The organism is Pseudomonas sp. BP8 (assembly GCF_017875955.1).
In the GTDB taxonomy this organism is placed as follows: domain Bacteria; phylum Pseudomonadota; class Gammaproteobacteria; order Pseudomonadales; family Pseudomonadaceae; genus Aquipseudomonas.
This window is the reverse complement of sequence record NZ_JAGINK010000001.1, coordinates 281,660-300,974: the sequence shown is the minus strand read 5'-3', so window position 1 is coordinate 300,974 and position 19,315 is coordinate 281,660. Positions and strand designations below refer to the sequence as shown.

The window sequence follows — 19,315 nt, the reverse complement described above, 5'->3', positions numbered from 1 at the left end:
TGCCAGGGGGGCTGGGAAAGGCTAGCTGCACGGTGAGAATCAGCGGGTGGTGAAGGGTTGCTGGATTTTTCGATGTCATTTCCGGCCTGTCCGCGGGGCCGAGATGTACGTAAATCCTGTAGGCGCGGGCTTGCCCCGCGAACAGGCCGGAAATGAAACGCCAGTTTAACCGGTGGCCAACTCCTGCAACTGTGGCAGGTTCACCACCTCGACTTCACCCACACACACCAGGTTGCGCAATTTCTGCGCGATCACCTCGGCGCGGTGCCAGCTCAAACCGCCGATACTGATTTCCAGATTGAGCCACTCCCCGCGCTGACTCATCTGCACACTATTGGGCGTGAGAAATTGCATGGCAAACAGGTTGAGCACCCGGCACAGGCTGTCTGGCTCGGCTTCGGCCTTTAGCGAGTAACGCACTTGGCTATGAGCGGCGTTAGCAGCCCAGACATCGGAGCGGGGGAGGGTATCGGGCCGTTCGAGTGCGTTCATGCTGTTCTCCATCAGGACGGAGAAATTCTTGCACGCTCGCTGCGGTATTATTTCGCTATTATTCAGCCAATTTGCCCTGCCGACAGATTGAATAATTCGCTAATTAATATCTAGGAGAATCATTAATGCAAAGCGAGCTGGATGCCTACGACCGGCGCATCCTTGAATTGCTCCAGGAGGATGCCTCCCTGTCCAGTGCGCAGATCGCTGAACGGGTTGGCCTGTCACAGTCACCCTGCTGGCGACGGATCCAGCGCTTGAAAGAGGAGGGGGTGATTCGCGCCCAGGTGACGCTGCTCGACCGCAAGAAGGTCGGCCTGAACACGCAGATTTTCGCCGAGGTAAAGCTCAACGCCCACGGCCGCTCGAACTTCGCCGGTTTCACCGAGGCGATCCGCGAGTTTCCCGAGGTGCTGGAGTGCTATGTGCTGATGGGCTCGGTGGACTTCCTCCTGCGCATTGTCACCCCGGACATCGAAGCCTACGAACGTTTCTTCTTCGAAAAGCTGTCGAATGTACCGGGGATCCAGGAGGTCAATTCGATCGTGGCCTTGTCTGAGATCAAGTCCACGACCAGCTTGCCCTTAACGCGTTGACGGCGACTTGAGCAGGTGTTTCCAGGCGCGGTTCTGTTCGATCGCGCGGGCTTGCTCGATGCGCGCGTCTTTCAGCGCCTGGGACTGCTCTTCGTCTTCGCTCAGCGGCTGCTCAGCCAGTTGCTGCAGCTTGTTCAGCTCGCCGTAGAGGCGGTCCAGCTGCGGCACGTCGAGCACTTGGCGGGCGTGGTGCAGCCAGGTCTGCAGGGTCTCGATCCGCGGCAGTTGCTCGCCGAGGTCTTCCGGCTGCTGCACATAACGCTCCTGCAGTTTCAGGGCGCGGGCTTCTTCGCCGACCAGGTGTTGCAGCCAGTTGGCCAGTTGCGCGTTGCCCTGGCGATCGCCACGGCCCTTGCGCTCGACGGTCCAGGCACGGGCCAGCAGCCAGCGCGAGGTTTGCAGCGAGAACTGACCCCAACGCGGGTCTTCCAGCTCTTCGGCAAACTGCTCGGGGGCGGCGCGGCGCACGTCCTCGTCATCGTTGCCGGCCTGCACCAGTGGCCGCCAGTCTTCCAGCAGGGCATCGAGGCTGGTCCGCAGGTCGCGCGTGGTCGGGCGCGGTGCGGCCTGGCCGAGGCTGCCGACCAGGGCGCGCAGTTCGGCCAGGCAGCGGACCCAGTCCTGCAGCAGGCGCCAGTGGCCATTGTGGCGGTACTGCTCGGCCAGGCGCTGGCTGCTGCCCAAAAGCTGCCAGGCGAGCGCGGCGAAGGCGTCGTCCACGGCCATTTCGGCGTCCAGCTCGGTGCTCGGCAGACCCAGTTCGTAGCTGTCCGGCTCCAGCAGGCGGTAGCCGCGCTCAGCCTTGCTGATGTCGCAGGGCATCAGTGCCAGGGTCGCGGAGAGTTCGGCGGCCAGCTCCAGCAGCGCCTCGGGTGCGCCCTCACGCAGCTCCAGCTCCAGCTCGCAGATTTCTTCCTTGCGCTTGCCGGCGATGACGAAGCCCTGGTCCAGGGCCGCTTCGATGACGACCTTGGCTTTGCCGCGGCCCCAGGCGATTTCGGCGAATTCGCGGGTGAAGTCGGTGGTGAACAGCGGCTTGATGGTTTTTTTGTCGAGATCAGCCAGTTGCTCTGGCCAGCAGGTGGCGTCGAGCTTTTTCAGGTCCAGCTTGGCCTTGTCCAGCGGCCACTCGTATTCGTTGCGCTCGGACAGGCCGGCGACGCTCTGGCCGCGGCACTTGAGGGTCTGGATGATGACATCGCCATCACGGCGCAGGCGCAGCGCGACACGCGCGGCGGACAGCTCACGCTCGGGGGTGTCGAAGTACTGGTTGAGCAGTTCGCGGGTCTGCCAGCCGGACTTGTTGCGCTTTTTCAGCAGGGGGTGCTCGCGCAGGGCGGCGAGGGTCTCGCGACTGGCGCGGAGTTTGAGTTCGGTTTCTTTGTGCATCGCGGGCTCGAAGGAGGGGGGCATCGTGGTGTGCAGTCTACAGCAGTCGGCTGCTGACTGTCGGTTCGCGCGGGGTATTGCGGCTGCTGTGCCACCGTTTCGCTACGCAAGGCCACGCCGGCTTGGCTTGCGCGCCTGGATGAGCTTGCGCCGTCAACGGCAGGCATTGTTATGATGGGCAACGCTTCCGAGGAGTACGCGCATGCCATTGCCGTCGCTGAAAGACCAGTTCGCCGCTCTGATCGCCGCGCCCTCGGTCAGTTGCACCCAGCCCGCGCTGGACCAGTCCAATCGTCAGGTGATCGAGCTGCTCGCCGGCTGGTTGGGCGACTTGGGCTTCACGTGCGACATTCAACAGGTCACCCCGGGCAAATTCAATCTGCTGGCCAGCCGTGGCAGTGGCCCTGGCGGCCTGGTCCTGGCCGGTCACAGCGACACCGTGCCCTACGATCCGCAGTTGTGGAAAACCGACCCGCTCAAGTTGACCGAAGTCGGTGATCGCTGGGTCGGCCTGGGCAGCTGCGACATGAAAGGTTTTTTTGCCCTGGTCATCGAGGCGGTGCTGCCGCTGCTGGAGCACGACTTCAAGCAACCCCTGCTGATTCTCGCCACCTGCGACGAGGAAAGCTCGATGTCCGGCGCCCGTGCCCTGGCTGAAGCCGGACAACCGCTCGGCCGTGCTGCGGTGATCGGCGAGCCGACTGGACTCAAGCCGATTCGGATGCACAAAGGCATTCTCATGGAGCGCATCGAGATCCTCGGGCGCAGCGGCCACTCGTCGGATCCGAGCCTGGGTCGCAGTGCCATGGAGGCGATGCACGCGGTAATCGGCGAGATGATCACCTTGCGCGGGCAATGGCAGCAGGCCTATAGCAACCCGCAGTTCAGCGTGCCTACACCCACCATGAACTTTGGCTGCATCCATGGCGGCGACAACCCCAACCGGATCTGTGGCCAGTGTGCGCTTGAGTTCGACCTGCGCCCGCTGCCCGGCATGGACCCAGAACAACTGCGCGCGGCGATTCGCGAGAAGCTGGTGCCGCTGGCTGAACTGCACGACGTCAGCATCGATTACAAGCCGCTGTTCCCTGAAGTGCCGCCGTTCGAGCAGAGCGCCGATGCCGAGCTGGTGCAGGTGGCTGAGCGCCTGACCGGGCACCGCGCCGAAGCCGTGGCGTTTGGTACCGAAGCGCCGTACTTGCAGCAGCTGGGCTGCGAGACGATTGTGCTCGGCCCTGGCGACATCGCCTGTGCCCACCAACCCGGCGAATACCTGGAAATGTCACGTATCGAGCCTACCGTGCGTCTATTGCGTGACCTGATCAGGCACTATTGCCTGAGCTAAACGTCCATCGAGCTGATTCGTTCCTGCCTAGAGGAGAGTGCGCGTGACCGCAAGCCTGTTCCGACGATGACTTTCGAACGTTGTGCGCCTTGACCGTTCTCCGTCCACTTATCCACAGGCCCTGTCATGCCCGAATACGTCAACTGGCTACGCCATGCGTCCCCGTACATCAATGCCCACCGTGACTGCACCTTTGTCGTGATGCTGCCCGGCGATGGTGTCGATCACCCCAACTTCGGCAATATCGTCCACGACCTGGTGCTGCTGCACAGCCTGGGCGTGCGCCTGGTGCTGGTACATGGCTCGCGCCCACAGATCGAAAGCCGACTGTCGGCGCGCGGCCTGACCCCGCACTATCACCGCGGCATGCGCATTACTGATGCGGCCACCCTGGACTGCGTGATCGATGCCGTTGGCGCCCTGCGCGTGGCCATCGAAGCGCGGCTGTCGATGGACATGGCCGCCTCGCCGATGCAGGGCTCGCGCCTGCGCGTGGCGTCGGGCAACCTGGTCACTGCACGGCCGATCGGCGTGCTTGAAGGGGTCGATTATCACCACACCGGTGAAGTGCGCCGGGTCGACCGCAAGGGCATCAGTCGTCTGCTCGACGAGCGCTCGATCGTGCTGTTGTCACCGCTGGGCTATTCGCCGACCGGTGAGATCTTCAACCTCGCGTGCGAGGATGTCGCCACCCGTGCGGCCATTGAACTCAGTGCCGACAAGCTTCTGCTGTTTGGCGCAGAGCCGGGCCTGCTCGACGAAAATGGCCGGTTGGTGCGCGAACTGCGACCGCAACAGGTCGCGCCGCACTTGCTGCGGCTGGGTACGGATTATCAGGGTGAGTTGCTCGATGCGGCTGCCGAGGCTTGCAAGGGCGGTGTAGCCCGCAGCCATATCGTCAGTTATGCCGATGATGGGGCGCTGCTTACCGAGCTGTTCACCCGCGACGGTGGCGGTACCCTGGTGGCCCAGGAGCAGTTCGAGATCGTCCGTGAGGCGACCATCGAAGATGTTGGCGGCCTGCTGGAGCTGATCAGCCCGCTGGAAGAACAGGGCATTCTGGTACGTCGTTCACGCGAGGTGCTGGAACGGGAAATCGAGCAGTTCAGCGTGGTCGAGCGCGACGGCATGATCATCGCCTGTGCGGCGCTGTATCCGATTGCCGATTCCGAGGCGGGGGAGCTGGCGTGTCTGGCGGTGAACCCTGAGTATCGTCATGGCGGGCGTGGTGACGATCTGCTCGAGCGGATCGAGTCGCGGGCGCGCACGTTGGGCTTGAAGACCCTGTTCGTGCTTACCACGCGGACTGCGCACTGGTTCCGTGAGCGTGGCTTCGAGCCGAGCGGGGTCGAGCGACTGCCGGCGGCGCGTGCCTCGCTGTACAACTTCCAGCGTAATTCGAAGATTTTCGAAAAGTCGATCTAAGCTGGGTGTCAGTGCCGGCCCATTCGCGGGTCAAGCCCGCTCCTACAGGGTTGTGGATGATCCTGTAGGAGCGGGCTTGCCCCGCGAAGAGGTCGGTACAGGCAACCCAGATCCCGCAATGAAAAACGCCGTCAGAGAAGACGGCGTTTTCAGTTACACGGTATGCAGATACCAGTTGTACTCGAGGTCGGAGATCGAGTGTTCGAACTCCTCCAGCTCGCTTTCCTTGCACGCGACAAAGATGTCGATGTACTTCGGATCGATGTACTTGTTGAGGATCTCGCTGTCGTCCAGCTCACGCAGTGCATCGCGCAGGTTGTTCGGCAGGCTTTGCTCCATCTGCTCGTACGTGTTGCCTTCGATCGGGGCACCCGGCTCGATCTGGTTGGTCAGGCCGTGGTGAACACCGGCCAGCACCGCTGCCATCATCAGGTACGGGTTGGCGTCGGCACCCGCCACGCGGTGCTCCAGGCGCACAGCGTCCGGCGAACCGGTCGGTACACGCAAGGCCACGGTGCGGTTGTCCAGGCCCCAGCTCGGCGAGTTGGGTACGTAGAACTGAGCACCAAAACGGCGGTACGAGTTGACGTTCGGGCAAAGGAACGCCATCGACGCGGGCAGGGTCTCGAGCACACCGCCGATCGCGTGACGTAGCGCGGCGTTCTGCTCGGGATCCTCGCTGGTGAAGATGTTGTTGCCATCTTTGTCCAGCACGGAAATGTGTACATGCAGGCCGTTGCCTGCCTGGCCCGGGTAGGGCTTGGCCATGAACGTGGTGTCCATTTCATGGTCGTAGGCGATGTTCTTGATCAACCGCTTGAGCAGCACGGCGTAGTCGCACGCCTTGAGCGGATCGGGCACATGGTGCAGGTTGACTTCGAACTGCGCCGGGGCGCTTTCCTTGACGATGGCGTCAGCCGGAATGCCCTGCTCTTTGGCACCTTCGAGGATGTCCTGCAGGCAATCGGCGTACTCGTCGAGGTCGTCGATCAGGTAGACCTGGGTCGACTGCGGACGCTTACCGGAAATCGGCGAGCGCGGCGGCTGCGGACGGCCGTTCACGTTCTCCTGGTCGATCAGGTAGAACTCCAGCTCGAACGCGGCACAGATGGTCAGGCCGAGATCGTCGAACTTGCTCACCACCTGACGCAGGACTTCACGAGGGTCGGCGAAGAACGGCTCGCCTTCGATCTCGTGCATGGTCATCAGCAGCTGGGCGGTCGGGCGTTTCTGCCAGGGCTCGTTGCAGAGGGTGTCGGGGATCGGATAGCAGATGCGGTCTGCATCGCCGATGTCCAGACCGAGGCCCGTGCTTTCAACGGTGGAGCCGTTGATGTCGAGGGCGAAGAGGGAGGCCGGCAGGTTGATGCCTTTCTCGTAAACCTTGTGGAGGCTGGTGCGCTCAATGCGCTTGCCGCGCACCACACCATTCATATCTGCAATCAGAAGGTCAACGTAGAGAACCTCAGGATGTTCCTTAAGGAACGCGTTCGCTTCGTTAAGCTGAACGGCACGCGGGGGTACCGACATGATGCAACACCTTTGTTGTTAAAAATATCAATCAAGGGGGGCTTGCAGTTCCAGTCAATCGGAAAGACATTCTGAAGTCAAGCCAACCCCATGATGCCCTCAAATGGCACATCGACGGCCGATTTGCTGCATATCGGGGCGTGCCATTATCCGCTATTTTCCGTCAGAAGGGTGATCGGCGAGGGGCTGTGTTTTATTTTTTACGGAGATGTTGTGTAAAAAAATGAACAACGCTAAGCTCGGGCTCAACCCAAAACACAATAATACGAGGGTCACATGGTCCGCTTGCCGCGACCTGCAAGTGCTGCCTGCGCAGTACCTACAGGTAATCTTTCCGTTCGCCGCACGGGCGTCGCGCTACGCATCATAGCGCTAGATGCCCTGGCCGCAATAATTGACGGACGGCCGCTTCCATACGCCTTATGTAGCAGTTTGTTGCACACCTTTCGTTCGACCTGCCCTTTGAATGCTTCATGGATACGCGCTTTGTCCGTCTATCCAGTGACATCCTGTGCGCGGCGTTTGCCATTGCACAGTTTTGCAATGGCAACACACACCATCCAGAATCAAAGCGCGGGTCTGCCGCGGCCATTACGGCCGTCCAGCTTCCGCCTTGATCGACGCCAGGCGTCAGCAGCGCCCGTCTCATCCCAGCCGGGCCACCTTACCTCCTGAGGTATTTATGAGTAACAACCTCGACCAGCTCACCGATTGGTTGAAAGAACACAAGATCACCGAAGTGGAATGCCTGATCAGCGACCTGACCGGCATCACCCGCGGCAAGATCTCGCCGACCAACAAGTTCATCGCCGAAAAAGGCATGCGCCTGCCTGAGAGCGTGCTGTTGCAGACTGTGACCGGCGATTATGTCGACGATGACATCTATTACGAACTGCTCGACCCGGCCGACATCGACATGATCTGCCGCCCCGACGAGAACGCGGTGTTTCTCGTGCCATGGGCCATCGAGCCGACCGCCCAGGTGATCCACGACACCTACGACAAGAAGGGCAACCCGGTCGAGCTGTCGCCACGCAACGTGCTCAAGAAAGTCCTCAAGCTCTATGCCGACAAAGGCTGGCAGCCGATTGTCGCGCCGGAGATGGAGTTCTACCTGACCAAGCGCAGCGAAGACCCGGACTTCCCGCTGCAGCCGCCAGTCGGCCGCTCGGGCCGTCCCGAGACCGGCCGCCAGTCATTCTCGATCGAAGCGGCCAACGAATTCGACCCGCTGTTCGAAGACGTCTACGACTGGTGTGAATTGCAGCGCCTGGACCTCGACACGCTGATCCACGAAGACGGCACGGCGCAGATGGAGATCAACTTCCGTCACGGTGACGCGCTGCACCTGGCCGACCAGATCCTGGTGTTCAAGCGGACCATGCGCGAGGCCGCGCTCAAGCACAACGTCGCCGCCACATTCATGGCCAAGCCGATGACCGGCGAGCCGGGCAGCGCCATGCACCTGCACCAGAGTGTGGTCGACGCGCACACCGGCAAGAACATCTTCTCCAATGCCGACGGCAGCATGAGCGAGCTGTTCCTCAATCACATCGGTGGCCTGCAGAAGTACATCCCTTATGTCCTGCCGCTGTTTGCGCCAAACGTGAACTCGTTCCGCCGCTTCCTGCCCGACACTTCGGCACCGGTCAACGTCGAGTGGGGCGAAGAAAACCGCACCGTCGGCCTGCGTGTACCGGATGCCGGCCCGCAGAACCGCCGGGTCGAAAACCGCTTGCCGGGCGCCGACGCCAACCCCTACCTGGCGATCGCAGCAAGCCTGCTGTGCGGCTACATCGGCATGGTCGAGAGCATCAACCCGAGTGCACCGGTGCAGGGCCGCGGCTACGAGCGCCGAAACCTGCGCCTGCCGCTGACCCTCGAAGACGCCCTCGAACGCATGGAAAACTGCCAGGACCTGGAGCTCTACCTTGGCAAGAAATTCATCGCCGGCTACGTCGCCACCAAACGCGCCGAACATGAAAACTTCAAACGGGTAATCAGTTCCTGGGAGCGCGAGTTCCTGCTGTTTGCCGTCTGATCAAACCCTGAGCCCGCAGGAGCGCGGCTGTCGGATAACGGAGAAGCACATGAGCGTCAACAACCCGCAAACCCGTGAATGGCAAACCCTGAGCGGTGAGCACCACCTGGCACCCTTCAGCGACTACAAGCAGCTGAAGGAGAAGGGCCCGCGCATCATCACCAAGGCCCAGGGCGTGCATTTGTGGGACAGCGAAGGGCAGAAGATCCTCGACGGCATGGCGGGCCTGTGGTGCGTGGCGGTCGGTTACGGCCGGGAAGAGCTGGTGCAGGCTGCCGAAAAGCAGATGCGCGAGCTGCCGTACTACAACCTGTTCTTCCAGACCGCCCACCCGCCAGCGCTCGAGCTGGCCAAGGCGATCACCGACCTCGCCCCAGCGGGCATGACCCATGTGTTCTTCACCGGCTCCGGCTCCGAAGGTAACGACACCGTGCTGCGCATGGTTCGTCATTACTGGGCGCTCAAGGGCAAGCCACACAAGCAGACCATCATTGGCCGGATCAACGGCTACCACGGCTCCACCGTGGCTGGCGCGAGCCTGGGTGGCATGAGCGGCATGCACGAGCAGGGCGGCTTGCCGATCCCGGGCATCGTGCATATCCCTCAGCCGTACTGGTTTGGTGAAGGCGGCGACATGACCCCGGATGAGTTCGGCGTGTGGGCGGCCGAACAGCTGGAGAAAAAGATTCTTGAAGTTGGCGAAGACAACGTCGCCGCGTTCATCGCCGAGCCGATCCAGGGCGCTGGCGGTGTGATCATTCCGCCAGACACCTACTGGCCGAAGATCAAGGAGATCCTCGCCAAGTACGACATCCTGTTCGTCGCCGACGAAGTCATCTGTGGCTTCGGCCGCACCGGCGAGTGGTTCGGCTCCGACTATTACGACCTCAAGCCCGACCTGATGACCATCGCCAAAGGCCTGACCTCCGGGTACATCCCCATGGGCGGTGTGATCGTGCGCGACAAGGTGGCCCAGGCACTCAGCGAAGGCGGCGATTTCAACCACGGCTTTACCTATTCCGGCCACCCGGTGGCGGCCGCGGTGGGCCTGGAAAACCTGCGCATCCTGCGTGACGAGAAGATCGTCGAGAACGCCAGAACAGAAGCGGCACCGTATTTGCAGAAACGTCTGCGTGAGCTGCAGGACCACCCTTTGGTAGGTGAAGTGCGTGGTCTTGGCCTGCTCGGCGCGATCGAGCTGGTCAAGGACAAGGCCACCCGCAGCCGTTACGAGGGCAAGGGCGCCGGCATGATCTGCCGCAACTTCTGCTTTGCCAACGGCCTGATCATGCGTGCGGTAGGCGACACCATGATCATTGCGCCGCCGCTGGTGATTAGCCATGCCGAGATCGACGAGTTGGTGGAAAAGGCCCGCAAATGCCTGGACCTGACGCTCGAAGCGCTCAAGTAATGGCCTGCTAGGCTAGCGTTGTGACATTAAGCGGTTGCAAGGCCCTGCTTTCCTTGAAACAGCGCCTTGTAACTTGCCAGACTAGCGGCTGTTTCAGTCGCCCAGCGCTTGCATCAAAGGGACCTGGCTGCTGAACAGATGGCTTGATAATAAATTCTGGAGCATTACGCATGATGAAAATGGGCAAGACGTTGCTGGCCGCCGCCCTGATGGGCGCCATGGCCACCGCTGTTCAGGCTGAAGACAAAGTGCTGCACGTCTATAACTGGTCGGACTATATCGCCCCGGACACCGTGGCCAAGTTCGAGAAACAGACCGGCATCAAAGTGGTGTACGACGTTTTCGACAGCAACGAAACCCTGGAAGCCAAGTTGCTGGCGGGCAAGTCTGGCTATGACATCGTCGTGCCGTCGAACAACTTCCTTGCCAAGCAGATCAAGGCCGGCGTCTATCAGGAGCTTGACCGCTCCAAGCTGCCCAACTGGAAGAACCTCGACGAAGACTTGCTCAAGGCCGTCGGCGACGCCAGCGACCAAGGCAACAAGCACGCCTTCCCGTACATGTGGGGCTCCATCGGCATCGGCTACAACCCGGAGAAGGTCAAGGCGGCGCTGGGCGTCGACAAGATCGACTCGTGGGATGCCGTGTTCAAGCCTGAAAACATCGAGAAACTCAAAAGCTGCGGCGTGAGCTTCCTCGATGCCCCGACCGAAATGATTCCGGCCGCCTTGCACTACCTGGGCAAGCCGACCAACAGCAAGGACAAGGCTGACCTGAAGGCCGCTGAAGACCTGTTCCTGAAGATTCGTCCTTCGGTCGCCTACTTCCACTCCTCCAAGTACATCTCGGACCTGGCCAACGGCAACATCTGCGTTGCCGTGGGTTACTCCGGAGACCTGGAGCAGTCCAAGGCGCGTGCCCATGAGGCAGGCGACAAGGTCAAGCTGGCCTACACCATTCCCAAGGAAGGCGCTGGCACCTTCTACGACATGGTTGCCATCCCCAAGGATGCCAGCAACCTCGACGCCGCCTACCAGTTCATGAACTACCTGCTGCAGCCGGAAGTCATGGCTGAGATCACCAATGCCGTGCGCTTCCCGAACGGCAACAAGGCGGCCACGCCGCTGGTGGAAGAAGACATCACCAGCGATCCGAGCATCTATCCGTCGGATGCCGTGAAGAAGCAGCTGTACGCGATCAGCGACCTCGACGCGGGCACCCTGCGTCTGATCACCCGCAGCTGGACCAAGATCAAGTCGGGCAAGTAAGCCCGTCCTGACGCTCTCTGGGCCGGGCTTCTCCGGCTCTGGGATGCTGAGCGGCAAATAAGTTTGCGGCATCGAGGCTGCAACGGTAAGTTGCGCGCCGGTTTTGCGTGTGCGGCGCAGCCATAACGGCCTGCCGTCACCCAATGCACTGATTGTGAGGACTACCCACTTGTCTATTTCTGTACTTCGCAAGGCCGTGATGGCTGCAGCGGGCCTGACGCTGGCATACAGCGTCCAAGCGGCGCCAACGGTGCATTTGTACAACTGGTCGGACTACATCGGGCCAACCACCCTCGCCGACTTCGAAAAAGCCACGGGCATCAAGCCGGTGCAAGACGTCTTCGACTCCAACGAGACCCTGGAAGGCAAGCTACTGGCCGGTCGCACCGGCTATGACGTAGTGGTGCCGTCCAACCATTTCCTCGGCAAGCAGATCAAGGCGGGCGCGTTCCAGAAGCTCGACAAGAACCTGCTGCCCAATTATTCCAACCTGGACCCGGCGCTGATGAAGCGTCTCGAGAAGAACGACCCGGGTAACCAGTACGCCGTGCCTTACCTGTGGGGCACCAACGGCATTGGCTACAACGTTGACAAGGTCAAGGCGGTACTGGGCGTCGACAGCATCGACTCCTGGGCCATGCTGTTCGAGCCCGAGAACATGAAAAAGCTCTCGACCTGTGGCGTGGCATTCCTCGACTCGGCTGACGAGATGCTGCCGGCGGTGCTCAACTACATGGGCCTGAACCCCAACAGCGCCGACCCCAAGGACTACGCCAAGGCTGAAGCGAAGCTGCTCGCCGTGCGTCCCTACGTGACCTATTTCCACTCCTCGAAGTACATCACCGACCTGGCCAATGGCGACATCTGCGTCGCGGCAGGCTTCTCCGGCGATATCTTCCAGGCCAAGGCCCGCGCCGAAGAGGCGAAGAAGGGTGTCAATCTGGCCTACGCGATTCCCAAGGAAGGCGGCAACCTCTGGTTCGATGTGCTGGCGATCCCCGCCGACGCCAAGAACGTCAAAGAGGCGCACGCCCTCATCAATTATTTGCTGAAACCTGAGGTTATTGCCCAGGTCAGTGATTACGTCGGTTACGCCAACCCGAACCCCAAGGCTGGCGACCTGATGGACCAGGCCGTAAGGACTGACGCCGCGGTTTACCCACCGCAGGAAGTGCTGGACAAGATGTTCGTCAACAGTGAGTTGCCGCCCAAGGTGCAACGTTTGATGACCCGCAGCTGGACCAAGGTCAAGTCGGGCAAATAATCATCCAGACCCGCGCACTCCACGTGCGGGCTTAAAAAATCTTGTTGGGAGTTTCACTCATGGCAGTTGCCTCCGGTGCCTATAAGAAAGCCCTCGAGGGTGACCAGCAGCCCAAACAGGTGCTGGTCAAGATCGACCGCGTCACAAAAAAGTTCGACGAAACGATTGCCGTGGACGATGTGTCTCTGGAAATCCGCAAAGGCGAGATCTTTGCCCTGCTGGGTGGCTCGGGTTCAGGCAAGTCGACCCTGCTGCGAATGCTGGCAGGCTTCGAGCGTCCGACCGAAGGACGGATCTTCCTCGATGGCGTCGACATCACCGATATGCCGCCTTACGAGCGGCCGATCAACATGATGTTCCAGTCGTACGCGCTGTTCCCGCACATGACCGTCGCGCAGAACATCGCCTTCGGCCTGCAGCAGGACAAGATGCCCAAGGCCGAGATCGACGCCCGCGTGGCGGAGATGCTCAAGCTGGTGCACATGACCCAGTACGCCAAGCGCAAGCCGCACCAACTCTCGGGCGGCCAGCGTCAACGGGTGGCCCTGGCCCGCTCGCTGGCCAAGCGGCCCAAGCTGCTGTTGCTCGACGAGCCGATGGGCGCGCTGGACAAGAAGCTGCGCTCGCAGATGCAGCTGGAACTGGTCGAGATCATCGAGCGGGTCGGTGTGACCTGCGTGATGGTTACCCACGATCAGGAAGAGGCCATGACCATGGCCCAGCGCATCGCCATCATGCACCTGGGCTGGATCGCTCAGATCGGCTCGCCGATCGACATCTACGAGACCCCGACCAGCCGCCTGGTGTGCGAATTCATCGGCAACGTCAACCTGTTCGAAGGGCAGGTGGTGGATGACGCCGAAGGCCACGCGCTGATCGCCAGCGCCGAGCTTGAACGCAATATCTATGTCGGCCACGGCGTCAGCACCTCGGTCGAGGACAAGAGCATCCTCTATGCGCTGCGTCCGGAGAAAATGCTGGTCACCACTCAGCAGCCGACCTACGAGTACAACTGGTCGCGCGGCAAAGTCCATGACATCGCCTACCTGGGTGGCCACTCGGTGTTCTACGTCGAGCTGCCGAGCGGCAAGGTGGTGCAGTCGTTCGTGGCCAACGCCGAGCGCCAGGGCACCCGGCCGACCTGGGGCGATGAAGTCTACGTGTGGTGGGAAGACGACAGCGGCGTGGTGCTGCGCTCATGAAAATCCGCAAGCTCAAGCGAGCCTTCCAGCGGCTGGTCCCGGAGGGACGGCACCTGGTGATCGGCGTACCGTTCATCTGGCTGTTCCTGTTCTTCATGCTGCCGTTCTTCATTGTTCTGAAAATCAGCTTTGCCGAAGCCGACGTGGCGATCCCGCCGTACACCGAGATCTACACCTACGTCGAAGACAAGATCCAGCTGGTGCTCAACCTGGCCAACTATGGCCTGTTGACCGAGGATGAGCTGTACCTCTCGGCCTACCTCGGCTCGCTGAAAATGGCCTTTATCAGCACCTTGCTGTGCCTGCTGATCGGGTACCCGATGGCCTATTCGATTGCCAATGCGCGCAAGGAAAGCCAGACCGTACTGCTGCTGCTGATCATGATGCCGACCTGGACCGCGATCCTGATCCGGGTGTACGCCTGGATGGGCATTCTCAGCAACAACGGGCTGCTCAACAGCTTCCTGATGTGGCTTGGCCTGATCGACCAGCCGTTGCAGATCCTCAATACCAACCTGGCGGTGTATATCGGCGTGGTCTATTCGTACCTGCCGTTCATGATCCTGCCGCTGTACGCCAACCTGGTGAAGCATGACCAGAGCCTGCTCGAAGCCGCTTCGGACCTCGGTTCGAGCACCTTCAACAGTTTCTGGAAGATCACCGTGCCGCTGTCGAAAAACGGCATTGTTGCCGGCTGCATGCTGGTGTTCATCCCGGTGGTGGGCGAGTTCGTCATCCCTGAGCTGCTCGGCGGCCCGGAAACCCTGATGATCGGTAAAGTGCTGTGGCAGGAATTCTTCAACAACCGTGACTGGCCGGTGGCGTCCGCGCTGGCGGTAGTGATGCTGGCGATCCTGATCGTGCCCATCCTGCTGTTCAACCGTAGCCAGGCCAAAGAGATGGAGGGCAGGGCATGAAGCGTTTCAGTTTTTCCAAGCTGATGCTGGTGCTCGGCTTGCTGTTCATCTACCTGCCGATGCTGATCCTGGTGATCTACTCGTTCAACGCCTCCAAGCTGGTGACGGTGTGGGGCGGCTGGTCGGTGAAGTGGTATGTCGGCCTGCTCGACAACTCGCAGCTGATGGGCTCGGTCATGCGCTCGCTGGAAATCGCCTGCTACACCGCGGTTGCCGCGGTGGCGCTGGGCACCCTGGCGGCGTTCGTACTGACTCGAGTGACCCGCTTCAAGGGCCGCACGCTGTTTGGCGGCCTGGTCACCGCGCCGCTGGTAATGCCCGAGGTGATTACCGGTCTGTCGCTGTTGCTGCTGTTCGTGGCCATGGCGCAGATGATTGGCTGGCCGCAGGAACGCGGTATCGTCACCATCTGGATCGCCCACACGACGTTCTGTGCGGCGTATGTGGCGGTGGTGGTGTCGGCGCGTCTGCGTGAGCTGGACCTGTCGATCGAAGAGGCGGCGATGGACCTCGGGGCCAAGCCGTGGAAGGTATTCTTCCTGATCACCATTCCGATGATTGCACCGTCGCTGGCGGCGGGCGGCATGATGTCGTTTGCGCTGTCGCTGGACGACCTGGTGCTGGCCAGCTTCGTGTCTGGGCCAGGGTCGACCACCTTGCCGATGGAAGTGTTCTCGGCAGTGCGTCTGGGCGTGAAGCCAGAAATCAACGCCGTGGCCAGTTTGATTCTGCTGTCGGTGTCGTTGGTGACCTTCATGGTCTGGTTCTTCAGCCGCCGTGCCGAAGAGCGTCGCCGCAAGGCGATCCAGCAGGCGATCGAAGAAGGCGCTGCGGCGAACGTCTCGTCGCCGCAGATCAAACGCCCGACCCAGGCTGCTGCGTCCGTCTGATAGCCCTTGGGGGCGCAACGCGCCCCCAATACCAGCGCCATCTCTTCAGTGGCTAATACGGCGCATCGCCAAGGATGGTCGCCCGATGCATCACCCGCCGCTGCGGCCGGTAATCATCCACCGCGTAGTGCTGGGTCACGCGGTTATCCCAGAACGCCACATCGTTCTCCTGCCAACGCCAGCGAATGCTGAACTCCGGCCGTGTCGCATGGGCAAACAGCAGCTTGAGCAAGGCCTCGCTCTCCTGCTCGCTGAGCTCGTTGATCCGCGTGGTGAACCCTTCATTGACGAACAACGCCTTGCGCCCACTGACCGGATGCGTGCGCACCACCGGGTGCGACAGCGGCGGGTTGTTGCGCCGGGTCGCTTCCCAGCGCGCCAGGTCTTCGGCGGTGCTGCCAAAGCGCTCCAGCGGGAATGACTTGGTGAAGTCATGGGTTGCCGTCAGCCCATCGAGCAGCGTGCGCAGTGGCGCCGACAGCGCCTCGAACGCCGCCACACCACTGGCCCACAGCGTATCGCCGCCATACGCCGGCAACTGCTTGGCACTGAGCACCGCGCCCAGCGCCGGGGTAGGCAGGAAGGTCACGTCGGTGTGCCACACGGCGTTGTCACGCACGTCGGTGACCGCAGTGTCGAGGATCAGTACCTGCGGCGTCTCGGGCACATTCGGGTAGATCGGATGAATGTGCAGGTCGCCGAAGCGCGCAGCAAAACCTGCCTGCTGCGCCGGGGTCAACGGCTGCTCACGGAAGAACAGCACGTGGTGCTCGAGCAATGCCTGCTCGATGGCATCGCGCTCGTGCGCGGTGATCTCGCGGCTGATGTCGACGCCGCTGATCTGGGCGCCGAGCGCCGGGCTGAGAGGGGTGATGGTCAGGCTCATGGCGGTCTCGTTCTGTTCAGTGGCTCTGCCCGTGCCAAGGCACCAGCTTGCGTTGCAGGGCGCGCAGGCCCATCTCCAGGGCGAAGGCGATCAGGGCGATCAGCAGAATCCCCAGCACCACCACATCGGTAACCAGAAACTGCGCTGCCGACTGCACCATGAAGCCCAGGCCGCTGGTGGCGGCGATCAGTTCGGCGGCGACCAGGGTCGACCAACCGACCCCGAGGCCGATGCGGATACCGGTAAGGATGTCCGGCAGGGCACTGGGCAGCACCACGTGGCGGATCAGTTGCGCCTTGCTGGCGCCTAGCGACTGTGCCGCGCGCAGCTTGGCCGGGTCGACCGTGCGCACACCGGTGGCGGTGGCGATGGCGATCGGGGCGAAGATCGCCAGGTAGATCAGCAACACCTTGGACAGCTCGCCAATACCGCACCAGATGACGATCAGCGGCAGGTAGGCCAGCGGTGGAATCGGCCGGTAGAACTCGATCAACGGATCGAAAATGCCGCGGGCGATGCGGTTGTAGCCGATGGCAATGCCCACCGGGATCGCGGTCAGGGTCGCGGCGGCCAGCGCCAGGCCAATGCGACCCAGGCTGGCGCCGAGGTGCTGCCAGAGGCTGGCGTCCATGTAGCCCTGGGTCAGCAGCAGCCAGGCCTTGGCCAGGATGTCGGCCGGCGAGGGCAGAAACAGTGGCTCAACCATCCCCGCCGCGGTCACCAGCCACCAGACCAGCAGCAGCGAGGCCAAGGTCAGGGCGCTGATCCAGCGGGTTGGCAGCGACCAACGGGGTTTGGGCACAGGCCTGTCGGGGCTGGCCGGTTTGCGTGCAACGGGCAGTTCCAGGCTGCTCATGCCGATGCCTCCCGCTGGGCGGTTTCACGTTGGGAGAAGACCCGCGCCAGCACGTGCTCGCGGGTAGCGATGAAGTGAGGATCGGACTTGATCGCCCGCGCCGATTCGCCGGCGGCGTAGCGCTGGCCGAAATCCAATTGCAGACGCTCGACCACGCGCCCGGGGTTGGGCGCCAGCAGCACCAGTTCGCTGGCGAGAAACACCGCTTCTTCGATGTCGTGGGTGATCAGGAACACCGGTTTGGCGGTGCGCTGCCAGACCTGCAGCAGCAGCTCCTGCATCTGTTCGCGGGTGAACGCATCGAGTGCACCGAAGGGTTCGTCCATGAGCAGTACGCGTGGGTTGGCCGCCAGCGCGCGGGCGAGGCCGACGCGTTGCTTCTGGCCACCGGAGAGCTGCCAGATCCGCCGCCCGGCAAACCCGTCGAGGTCGACCAGGGCGAGCATTTCGCGGGCCTTGGCCTCGCGTTCGGCACGGGGCACGCCGGCCAGTTCCAGGCCAAAGGCGACGTTGCCCAGCACGTCCTGCCAGGGCAGCAGGGCGTCGTCCTGAAACACCACGCCGCGCTCGGCGCCAGGGCCTTGCACCGGCACGCCATCGAGGCTGATGCGCCCGCCGCTGGGGGCGACGAAGCCTGCGATCAGGTTGAGCAGCGAGGTCTTGCCGCTGCCTGATGGCCCGAGGGCCACCAGCAGCTGGCGCGGGCCCAGGCTCAGGTTGATGTCGGCCAGCACCGGGGTAGTGGCGCCGGGGTACTGTGCGCTGATGCGCTCCAGTTCGAGCAAGGCCATGACAGGCTCCGGATCAGTTGGGGAGGTATTTGGCGCTGACGTAGGGCGAGTAGTCCGGCAGTACCGCGTCGACCTTGCCTTGCTGCTTGAGGAAGGTGGCCGTGTCGGTCAGGGCCTGGGTGGTTGGCGCACCGAGGGCGTTGGCCTGGTCGGCGGCCAGTGGGTAGACGTTGCCTTCGAGCAGTACCGGGATATCGGTCGGCTTGGCCCCCGAGAGCTTGACCAGCTTGGCGACGTTGTCCGGGTTGGCCAGCCAGGCTTGCGGGTCTTTGCGGTAGTCGGCGTAGGCATCCAGGGTGACCTTGGCGAAGGCCTTGACCACCTCGGGGTGCTTGTCGGCGAAGTCTTTGCGCACGATCCAGGCATCGAAGGTTGGCGCGCCTTGCTTGGCCAGTTCGCCCGAGGTGATCAGCACCTTGCCGTTTTCCTTGGCGACGCCCAGGGCCGGGTCCCAGACGTAGGTGGCGTCGATGTCGCCACGCTTCCAGGCGGCAATGATCGCCGGCGGCGCAAGGTTGAGGATCTGCACCTTGGCCGGGTCGATATTCCACGCCTTGAGTGCGGCCAACAGGCTGTAGTGGCCGGTGGAAACAAACGGTACGGCAACTTTCTTGCCGATCAGGTCTTGCGGCGTCTTGATGCTGTCGCGGGCGACCAACGCTTCACCGGCACCGATCTGGGTGGCAATGAGGAAGGTTTCCACTGGCAGCTTGCGCGTGGCGGCAGCGGCCAGCGGGCTTGAGCCGAGGTAGCCGATCTGGACATCGCCCGAAGCGACGGCGGTAATCACGTCGGCGCCGTTATCGAATTTGCGCCAGTCGATGCTGGCCTTGCTGGTCTTTTCGTAGGTGCCATCGACCTGGGCCACTTTGGCCGGGTCGACGGTGGTCTGGTAGGCCACGGTGAGGTCGGCAGCCTGGGCCAACCAGCTGCTGCTGGCGAGGGTCAGGGCGGCAAACAGACGCAGCGGAGCGTGCGGGATCATGGTTGAACTCCTCGTCAGGCAATCGGT

At 62.2% G+C, this 19,315-nt stretch carries 17 protein-coding genes; 10 read left to right on the top strand and 7 right to left on the bottom strand.

The genetic code is table 11. The features are described 5' to 3' along the window. Positions 1-165: 165 nt before the first annotated feature. Positions 166-492 carry a hypothetical protein gene (locus J3B00_RS01320; protein ID WP_209862505.1) on the bottom strand — a complete coding sequence of 109 codons (327 nt, stop codon included), beginning with the start codon at positions 490-492 and terminating at the stop codon, positions 166-168. A gap of 125 nt (positions 493-617) precedes the next feature. Here J3B00_RS01320 and J3B00_RS01315 point away from each other — a divergent pair, with 125 nt between their 5' ends. Continuing rightward, positions 618-1,088, top strand: a complete 471-nt coding sequence (locus J3B00_RS01315) for an Lrp/AsnC family transcriptional regulator (RefSeq protein ID WP_209862503.1) — start codon at positions 618-620, stop codon at positions 1,086-1,088. Here the strand turns inward: J3B00_RS01315 and J3B00_RS01310 are convergent. After that, a complete protein-coding gene (locus J3B00_RS01310; protein ID WP_209862500.1) occupies positions 1,077-2,477 on the bottom strand; it encodes a CYTH domain-containing protein in 1,401 nt (466 codons plus the stop codon). The two genes, J3B00_RS01315 and J3B00_RS01310, sit on opposite strands and share 12 nt — an antisense overlap. A 202-nt stretch (positions 2,478-2,679) precedes the next feature. Between J3B00_RS01310 and argE the strand changes: the two genes are divergently transcribed. Then, entirely contained in the window at positions 2,680-3,822 is a 1,143-nt protein-coding gene (argE, locus tag J3B00_RS01305) for an acetylornithine deacetylase (protein WP_209862497.1), read from the top strand. A 126-nt stretch (positions 3,823-3,948) separates the two neighbouring features. Further along, the gene (argA, locus tag J3B00_RS01300) at positions 3,949-5,247 is read left to right on the top strand and encodes an amino-acid N-acetyltransferase (protein WP_209862494.1); all 1,299 of its coding nucleotides are present in this window, start codon (positions 3,949-3,951) and stop codon (positions 5,245-5,247) included. Positions 5,248-5,400: 153 nt separating this feature from the next. Here the strand turns inward: argA and J3B00_RS01295 are convergent, their stop codons facing one another. Continuing rightward, positions 5,401-6,777, bottom strand: a complete 1,377-nt coding sequence (locus J3B00_RS01295; protein ID WP_209862491.1) for a glutamine synthetase family protein — start codon at positions 6,775-6,777, stop codon at positions 5,401-5,403. Positions 6,778-7,459: 682 nt separating this feature from the next. Between J3B00_RS01295 and J3B00_RS01290 the strand changes: the two genes are divergently transcribed. The 7 genes from J3B00_RS01290 (at position 7,460) to J3B00_RS01260 (ending at position 15,770) form a co-directional block, all read left to right on the top strand. After that, positions 7,460-8,818, top strand: coding sequence for a glutamine synthetase family protein (locus tag J3B00_RS01290; RefSeq protein ID WP_209862488.1), 1,359 nt, complete (start codon positions 7,460-7,462; stop codon positions 8,816-8,818). A 49-nt stretch (positions 8,819-8,867) separates the two neighbouring features. Then, positions 8,868-10,229, top strand: coding sequence for an aspartate aminotransferase family protein (locus tag J3B00_RS01285; RefSeq protein WP_209862485.1), 1,362 nt, complete (start codon positions 8,868-8,870; stop codon positions 10,227-10,229). 170 nt (positions 10,230-10,399) lie between these two features. After that, positions 10,400-11,497 carry a polyamine ABC transporter substrate-binding protein gene (locus J3B00_RS01280; RefSeq protein ID WP_209862482.1) on the top strand — a complete coding sequence of 366 codons (1,098 nt, stop codon included), beginning with the start codon at positions 10,400-10,402 and terminating at the stop codon, positions 11,495-11,497. Between the two features lie 169 nt (positions 11,498-11,666). After that, entirely contained in the window at positions 11,667-12,761 is a 1,095-nt protein-coding gene (locus tag J3B00_RS01275; protein ID WP_209862479.1) for a polyamine ABC transporter substrate-binding protein, read from the top strand. A gap of 59 nt (positions 12,762-12,820) precedes the next feature. After that, on the top strand, positions 12,821-13,963 hold the full coding sequence (gene potA, locus J3B00_RS01270; protein ID WP_209862475.1) for a polyamine ABC transporter ATP-binding protein: 1,143 nt from the start codon (positions 12,821-12,823) through the stop codon (positions 13,961-13,963). Then, positions 13,960-14,880, top strand: coding sequence for an ABC transporter permease subunit (locus J3B00_RS01265; RefSeq protein ID WP_209862471.1), 921 nt, complete (start codon positions 13,960-13,962; stop codon positions 14,878-14,880). The genes potA and J3B00_RS01265 overlap by 4 nt, the downstream gene beginning before the upstream one ends. After that, positions 14,877-15,770, top strand: a complete 894-nt coding sequence (locus tag J3B00_RS01260) for an ABC transporter permease subunit (RefSeq protein ID WP_209862468.1) — start codon at positions 14,877-14,879, stop codon at positions 15,768-15,770. Before J3B00_RS01265 ends, J3B00_RS01260 begins: the two co-directional genes overlap by 4 nt. A gap of 52 nt (positions 15,771-15,822) precedes the next feature. Here the strand turns inward: J3B00_RS01260 and tauD are convergent, their stop codons facing one another. Genes tauD through tauA form a run of 4 tightly spaced genes read right to left on the bottom strand, consistent with a single transcriptional unit; the run spans position 15,823 to position 19,288 of the window. Further along, positions 15,823-16,656: a taurine dioxygenase gene (gene tauD, locus J3B00_RS01255; protein WP_209862464.1), complete on the bottom strand. Its 834-nt coding sequence runs from the start codon at positions 16,654-16,656 to the stop codon at positions 15,823-15,825. A gap of 16 nt (positions 16,657-16,672) precedes the next feature. Then, positions 16,673-17,512: a taurine ABC transporter permease TauC gene (tauC, locus tag J3B00_RS01250; protein ID WP_209862460.1), complete on the bottom strand. Its 840-nt coding sequence runs from the start codon at positions 17,510-17,512 to the stop codon at positions 16,673-16,675. Continuing rightward, positions 17,509-18,303 (bottom strand): taurine ABC transporter ATP-binding subunit, encoded by a 795-nt coding sequence (gene tauB / locus J3B00_RS01245; RefSeq protein ID WP_209862455.1) that lies wholly within the window; start codon positions 18,301-18,303, stop codon positions 17,509-17,511. The genes tauC and tauB overlap by 4 nt, the downstream gene beginning before the upstream one ends. A gap of 13 nt (positions 18,304-18,316) precedes the next feature. Continuing rightward, entirely contained in the window at positions 18,317-19,288 is a 972-nt protein-coding gene (gene tauA, locus J3B00_RS01240) for a taurine ABC transporter substrate-binding protein (RefSeq protein ID WP_209862451.1), read from the bottom strand. Between the last annotated feature and the right edge of the window lie 27 nt (positions 19,289-19,315).